Source organism: Streptodolium elevatio (genome assembly GCF_040649515.1).
GTDB lineage: Bacteria > Actinomycetota > Actinomycetes > Streptomycetales > Streptomycetaceae > Yinghuangia > Yinghuangia elevatio.
Genome location: NZ_JBEZFP010000082.1, coordinates 36,284 through 42,283 on the forward strand (window position 1 = coordinate 36,284; position 6,000 = coordinate 42,283).

At 69.2% G+C, this 6,000-nt stretch carries 5 protein-coding genes and 1 pseudogene; 2 read left to right on the forward strand and 4 right to left on the reverse strand.

The window, feature by feature from the left end; genetic code table 11:
- Positions 1-28: 28 nt before the first annotated feature.
- Positions 29-1,414 carry an alpha/beta fold hydrolase gene (locus AB0C36_RS27405; RefSeq protein ID WP_358358824.1) on the reverse strand — a complete coding sequence of 462 codons (1,386 nt, stop codon included), beginning with the start codon at positions 1,412-1,414 and terminating at the stop codon, positions 29-31.
- A gap of 626 nt (positions 1,415-2,040) precedes the next feature.
- On the opposite strand from AB0C36_RS27405, the gene AB0C36_RS27410 reads away from it, so the two are divergent.
- Positions 2,041-2,799: a MerR family transcriptional regulator gene (locus AB0C36_RS27410; RefSeq protein ID WP_358358827.1), complete on the forward strand. Its 759-nt coding sequence runs from the start codon at positions 2,041-2,043 to the stop codon at positions 2,797-2,799.
- A gap of 87 nt (positions 2,800-2,886) precedes the next feature.
- On the opposite strand, the gene AB0C36_RS27415 is transcribed toward AB0C36_RS27410, so the two are convergent.
- Positions 2,887-3,078 carry a hypothetical protein gene (locus AB0C36_RS27415; protein ID WP_358358830.1) on the reverse strand — a complete coding sequence of 64 codons (192 nt, stop codon included), beginning with the start codon at positions 3,076-3,078 and terminating at the stop codon, positions 2,887-2,889.
- A gap of 886 nt (positions 3,079-3,964) precedes the next feature.
- On the opposite strand from AB0C36_RS27415, the gene AB0C36_RS27420 reads away from it, so the two are divergent.
- Positions 3,965-4,246, forward strand: coding sequence for a hypothetical protein (locus AB0C36_RS27420; protein ID WP_358358840.1), 282 nt, complete (start codon positions 3,965-3,967; stop codon positions 4,244-4,246).
- A 73-nt stretch (positions 4,247-4,319) separates the two neighbouring features.
- On the opposite strand, the pseudogene AB0C36_RS27425 reads toward AB0C36_RS27420, so the two are convergent.
- Both AB0C36_RS27425 and AB0C36_RS27430 read right to left on the reverse strand, forming a co-directional pair.
- Positions 4,320-5,000, reverse strand: a pseudogene (locus AB0C36_RS27425) (ice-binding family protein); the annotation flags it as partial.
- Between the two features lie 477 nt (positions 5,001-5,477).
- Positions 5,478-5,792, reverse strand: coding sequence for a hypothetical protein (locus AB0C36_RS27430; protein ID WP_358358832.1), 315 nt, complete (start codon positions 5,790-5,792; stop codon positions 5,478-5,480).
- Positions 5,793-6,000 lie beyond the last annotated feature (208 nt).

Sequence of the window (6,000 nt, forward strand, 5' to 3'; positions counted from 1 at the left end):
ACGCGGGCCCGCTCAAGACGCAGGCAGCCTAGGAGGCGCAGGCGCCTTCCACCGGCGTCCCGGCCTTGCGGGCTTCGATCCACGCGACCACGTCGGGCGCGGGCGTGGAGACTTCAGCCGCATCATGCGCGAGATCCGGATACGGCTTGTACACGACGCTGCCCCCGGCCTGGCACATCGACTGCGCGAGCGCCTGGTTCTGCGCACTGAGCGGGTCCTTGCCGCCCTGCGGCATGAGGACCGGGACCGGCGTCCTCACCAGGTCCGGAGAGTTCGAGACCAGGCGCTGGGTCAGCGGCGACAGGTCGGCGCCGGCCTTGAACAGCTCAGCTGACGAAGGCGGTTGCTGTCCCTGGGCACCCTGCTCCCCCACGCACGTGGTCCACGCCTTCTCCGCCGCTGCGGCGCCGGCCTCACTCAGCAGGTCCTCCGGCTTGATCGCCGGGTCGGCCGCTCCGGCGCCGTTGACCAGCAACAGCACGATCCCGATGTACTCACTGGCCGCCGGGTCGCCCTGCGCGGCGAGGAACGGCACGAAGTGGAACCCGTTGGCGGGAGCGATGGCGACCACACCCTTCAGCTCCAACTCGGGGGCGTACTCGGGCGCATAGTGCGCACTCCACAGCGCGGCATGGCCGCCCTGCGAGTGGCCCGCGACGAACACCGTCTTTCCGACTCCGGTGTCCAACTCGCGGGCCGCGCGCACGAGGTCGAGCGTCGCGTACGCGGCGGACTTGCCGTCCAGGTAGGGGTGCTTGACCCCGTTGACGCCCATGCCGATGTAGTCGGGCTGCACGACGGCGTACCCGCGCTTCACGAACTCGGCGAGCATCTCCGCCGAGCCCTGCTCGCTCGGCCCGGAGCCTTCGCGGGTGGGCGCACACGTCGCACCGATGCCGGTCGTGCCGTGGTCCCACGCGACGACCGGCCAACCGCCTTCCGGCGCGGGGCCGGCGGGCAGCGCGACGGTGCCGGTAGCGGCGACCGGCTTTCCGTCGGGTCCGGTCGTGCGGTACATGACCAGCTGTTCCTTGGCCGCCCCGGCGACGGCCTTGTCCGACGCGGCGGGGCGCTCGCGTACGAGGCCTCCCGGCTTGTCCCCCGGCAGTTGTTCGGGCGCGTCGAAGAACGCCTCAGCCTCCGGTTCCGTTCCGATCGACCCGGCGCCGGCCCCCGTCCCGTTGCCGGACTCCGAGGGAGCCGCCGACGTCGGCGGCGTCGCCTGCGTCGTCTGCGTCGCGGAGGGCGGGGCGGGCGCGGCGGCGGGCCGGAAGCGGCCCCCCTCCGGGACCCGGTCGACCCCGCTCCGACCGCACCCGGCCGCCGCGAGCACGCCGACCACGGCGAGCGCGGCGGCATGCCGCAGTGTCCGCCTGCCCACGACGCCCGTACGTGCCTTGCCTGTCGAACGCATCGCCCGGCCCCCACCCGCATTTATGGATAGAACACGTTCTACGTTGCCGGAGCAGTATTGCTGCGACACCCGACGTGAACAAGACACATTGGGAGGTCAGAGCCCGGTAAATCTCACCGACTTCACCACGACTCCCCCGCAATATCGGCGAACAAATTTGTCCACATCCCCCCGGCATCCCGGCCGATCGGTGCGCATCCCCTCGCACGCGGCGTCGCCCGTCAACAGCCGCACTCGTAGCCCATGGACGGCCGCCCGCCGGTCTCGTCGTCGCAGCGGCGGTGCTGGACAAGCATGGAAATCTCGCGAGCGTATCCACGGCCACGCGAAACGGCCCCACTCCCCCACGAAACGGAGGCAGAGATCAGGACCGGGACGACCGCCTGACCGGCCACATTGCTGGGCGGACCAAGTCGGCACCCGCAGTCGCGGCCGAGGGTCTCAGCAGCTCGAACGTGCACTCCCAGGCACAGCCGCGCGGAATGACATGGCGGGAGTGGGCGAGCGGGCTCGTGCTGGTTCGAATGGGTACCCGAGCTTTGGGTTGAAGTTGCCGCTGCGGCAGCTCCTACCGTCGTGACCAGGCCGGAGCGACCGGCCCGGTGACATATCGCGCGGGAGCGGGGATGGACTGGCCGATTGCCGAGGTGGCCCGGATGGCAGGCGTGACCGCCCGGACACTGCGCCACTACGACGAGACCGGTCTGCTGGTGCCATCCCGGATCGGCGCCAACGGACACCGCTACTACGAGGAGGAGCAGCTCCTGCGTCTGCAGCAAATCCTCGTGTTGCGCGCCCTGGGCCTCGGCCTTCCGGAGATCGGGCGTGTTCTTTCCGAACAGGTCGACGAGGTGGTGGCCCTACAGGGTCATCACCGGCGCCTGCTCGCGGAACGCGACCGGCTCGACGCCCTGGCCGGCACAGTCTCCCGCACGATCGCCGAACTGGAGCAGTCCAGGAAGGACGGCAAGCCGATGGCCATCAACCGACCAGAGAACCTCTTCGAGGGCGTACGGCCTTCCCACTACGAAGAGAACATGCGCGACTTCCCCGGCATCGCCGAAGCGGTCGGAAGGCAAGCCGCCACGATGAGCCAGGCCGATGCCGACGCCGCGCACCGCGCACGCACAGCCCAGATGATCCGGCTGGCCGAGCTCATGGCCGCGGGCCACCCAGCCGATTCCGAGCCGGTGCAAGACGAGATCGACGTCCAGTACCGGGCTCTGGTCCAACTGCGCGCGGTCTCCGCCGCGGAGTACCGCGCCATCGGAAACGCCTGCGTGGACAACGAGACCTGGCACACCGCGTACGAGGCCATCGCCCCAGGCCTGTCCACGTTCCAGCGCGACGCCATCCACGCCTACACGACCAACCGGCTGACCTGAACCACAGGCCAACTGGCGTCCCCTGCTCGTGAAGCGGCCCCGGTCCCGCACGACACGAGGGGACCGGGGCCGCTTGGGGTGTGACCGTCAGACTGAGACCGGCTCCCGACGGTCGGTCTGGGCGGGCACGTTCTTGGTGGTGTCGACGGGGCCGGACTCGTCGTCGTCCGGCGCATCGATGTCACGCGGGTTGTTGTACTTCTCCAGGTCGAGCGTCTTCTCGCGAGCGGAGACCAGGACCGGGACGACCGCCTGACCGGCCACCTTCGTGGCGGACACGCCAATGCCGGGACACCCGCCCAGGGCCGTGCCTGCCCGCTGCACCCCTGGCTGTATATCCGAGGCCGTGGCGCGCCCTGGCCTCATCTTCCACGGCCAGGACGCGCTCGAATCACACAATAACGGCTAGATGATCGAATTTGACTGATTCACACCCGTGATCGACGTGTCGGCCGGATCGCCGAAAACAGTCCGCCCCCGAGTCGCGGCACATGTCACCGCGAATCGGGGGCGGAAGTCGGAGGGGCTGTTACCCGGCCATTTGGGACACCTGCCTAGCCTTGTTCGTGGCGACCACCGGCTTCGATTGCGGGGGTGCGGGTCTTTCGGGTGCAGGCGATGCCCAGGACACCCAAGGCGAGCATTGCCACACCGGCACCGACCAGCCAGCCGGTGAGGTCACTGAAGCCGGTATTGGCCAATCTGTCGGGTGATACCGCATGCGAGGCACTGCCGCGGCCGTCACCGCCCTGATGCACAGCAGCAGCCGAGGTCTGCGGGCTGCTGGCACAACAGGTTTGCGACGCAATCGGCTTGGGCCCCCCGTGATGCGGGGCGGCAGCGGTCGTCTGCACACCGTCGGCAGGACGGGTATGCGACGTGCTGGGCCGGTTCGACCCATGATCGCCGGGTTTCCCGGGCCTGTTGGGCGTGGCTTGCGTGCCGCTCGGCTTGGGAGAGCCCGAGGGTCGAGCTGTCGGACTGCTGGGCCCAGTTGCTCCCGGGGTGCCAGCAGGTCCAGCGGGGCCAGCCGGTCCAGCGGGGCCAGCCGGTCCAGCGGGTCCGACCGGTCCAGCGGGTCCGACCGGTCCAGGCGAACCGGGCGCTCCCGGTGCTCCGGGCGCCCCCGGCGAACCAGGGGCTCCGGGGACTCCGGGGGAGCCCGGTGCTCCAGGCGCTCCAGGCGCCCCAGGGGCTCCGGGCGCTCCGGGCGCTCCGGGCGCTCCAGGCAAGCCTGGTGATCCGGGCGCTCCAGGCGCGCCCGGCGAACCCGGTGCACCCGGCGAACCCGGTGCACCCGGCGAACCCGGCGCACCGGTCGGTCCTGCCGGTCCGGTCGGTCCGGTCGGTCCGGTCGGTCCCGCCGGTCCAGTGGGCCCCGGAGACCCGGTTGGTCCCGCTGGTCCGGTCGGCCCAGGCGAACCGCTCGGTCCAGGCGGTCCGATGATGCAGAAGGGCCTGGTGATGACATTGTTGTCAAGGGTGACCTCGCCGTTGCGGGCGAGGGCCCGGCCTTCGATGGTGGCGCTGGTGGTCACCGCGATGGAGGTCAGCGCCATAATGGTGCCCTTGAACGACGTGTTCGTCCCCAGGGTGGCCGAACTGCCGACCTGCCAAAAGACGTTGCACGCCTGGGCGCCGTTGATGAGCGCGACGGTGCTGGAGGAGCCGGTGATCAGGGTGTCCGCGATCTGGAAGATGAAGACCGCGTTGGGGTCGCCCTGAGCATCGAGCGTGACGGTGCCGGTGAGCCCGAGTGGGCCGGTGGACTTGTAGACGCCGGAGACCAGGGTCTGGCCGACGAGGTCGCCCGCCACACTCGCGGTAGGCGCACGGCCGGCCGCGTTGTCGTAGGCGATGGTCAGGTCCGACTGCGCCTGCAATGCGGCCGCGTCGGCCGCATGCGTCGTGCCGTTGACAATTCCCGGGGGGAAACCGGTGATCGCTGTTCCCGGGCTGACGCCCAGGTCGCCGTGGAGAACGGTCGGATTGGTGTTGGTTACGGTCTGCCCGCCCAACACGGCATAGCTGCCGACGGTTCCCAAGTCGACTGTGGCGGTCGCCGCCCCGGCGATCGGAGCCAGCGACACGAGGGCCGCCGAGACCAATAGGGTCAGCCCGAGAAACACCGCCATTGGTCCGGCAGATCGTTGCAGCCGGGGTTCTCGGAAGCCCGTTGAACAGGCGTCGTCGATTGCCATGGATGGCCTTTCACAAATTCGATGCCGCCACGAGACAGCCGACAGGCCGACGTATCCCCATCTGCGTGGGGCCCGTCGAATGACGCGGGGACGACACAAGGGCGAACGGGCGCGTCGCCTTGGGAGCCATGGGACGCGTCCACTCTTGGGACAATGAGTGTGAATCGTGACAATCCAACGCTCACTATCTGCAATCAGAGCATCGTTTTATCGTAATTTCCGGGAGTCAAACGGGTGATTCTCCGCTACCAGTGGGAAACCGGTACAGGCCGGGCGCGACGCCAGGGACCACGGCACGACGCCCTCCACGTTGCGTCAAGGCTCCAGACATGAAGCGGCCCCGCTCCCCCACGACACGGGGGGAACGGGGCCGCTTGCTGTGTGCTCGTCAGACTGAGACCGGCTCCCGACGGTCCGTCTGGGCGGGCATGTTCTTGGTGGTGTCGACGTCCAAGTCGGTGTCGTCCGGAGCGTCGGTCAACCTCCCGGCGTACGTGGCCAGCGGTCCTCCGGCGGCAGGGGTTGCCGCTCCGCCTCTGCGAAGAGGTAGGCGTAGAGCGCCCGCAGGTACGCATGCAAGCTCTGCCGGTCGGGAAACTCGATGTTGGTCAGACGCTCGTACTCGGCCGGGCCGAACGAGTGGTCTCTCGCCACCTGTATGAAGCCTTCGCGCACCGCTTCGACGTAGGCATCGCTGAAGGACATCAGGGTGGGACGGAGGTAACCGCTGGTGTCGTACCCCTGCTCGAGATCGAGGTACGTGCGCAGGAAACCTCGGAAGTGCTCGTTCACTCAGTTGCTCCCTCAGCGATGGCGTCGCGACTCCGGCATACTGCCGCCCCTGGAACGCGCAAGAACCCGCCAAGACGCCGGACGGCTGCCGCCCCGCGCGTAGTGGCCGACCGCAAGCGGCCCCGGTCCCCTACGGCATGGGGGGAACGGGGCCGCTTGCTGTGTGCTCGTCAGACTGAGACCGGCTCCCGACGGTCAGTCTGCGACA

What these genes read in the sequence shown, in the direction of transcription:
- AB0C36_RS27405 (WP_358358824.1), bottom strand. Translation starts at nt 1,414, where the DNA reads ATGCGTTCGACAGGCAAGGCACGTACGGGCGTCGTGGGCAGGCGGACA.
- AB0C36_RS27410 (WP_358358827.1), top strand. Translation starts at nt 2,041, where the DNA reads ATGGACTGGCCGATTGCCGAGGTGGCCCGGATGGCAGGCGTGACCGCC.